At 62.5% G+C, this 614-nt stretch carries 1 protein-coding gene; it reads left to right on the forward strand.

The window, feature by feature from the left end; genetic code table 11:
- The coding region (locus IEY75_RS20635) for a transposase (RefSeq protein ID WP_189116053.1) at nucleotides 1–587 on the forward strand (587 nt) is incomplete at its 5' end.
- Between the last annotated feature and the right edge of the window lie 27 nt (nucleotides 588–614).

Raw genomic sequence — 614 nt, forward strand, 5'->3', positions numbered from 1 at the left:
ACCTGACCGCCCTGGCGCGAGGCAAGGTCGGCCGTGACCCCGAGCCGACCGCCTGCGTAATCGACACACAAAGCGTGAAGACCTCCACCAACGCGCCCCTCGCCACGCAGGGCATCGACGCCGGCAAGAAAATCGTCGGCCGTAAGCGCGGGATCGTCACCGACGCACTCGGGCTGCTCCTAGCCGTCGTCGTCACCGCAGCCTCAACCAGCGACAACACCACCGGCACCCACCTCCTCAACCAGGCGAAAGCCGCATACCCCACAATCACCAAGACCTGGGTCGATGCCGGATTCAAGAACGCCGTGATCGAACACGGCGCTACCCTCGGCATCAACGTCGAAGTCGTCACCAAAGACACGCAGGTCAAAGGCTTCTCAATCGTCAAACGCCGCTGGATCGTCGAACGCACCCTCGGCTGGATCATGCTCCACCGCCGCCTCGCCCGCGACTACGAAACTCACCCGCACCACTCGACAGCCATGATCCACATAGCCATGATCGACAACCTCGCCAGAAGAGTCACCGACGAAACCACCCCGACCTGGCGAGACCCCTACGACCCAGAAATATCACAAACTACGTGAACCAGACGCCCTCTCAGAGGTCGGCGC

It is taken from the genome of Pilimelia terevasa (genome assembly GCF_014647915.1).
Classification (GTDB): Bacteria; Actinomycetota; Actinomycetes; order Mycobacteriales; family Micromonosporaceae; genus Pilimelia; species Pilimelia terevasa.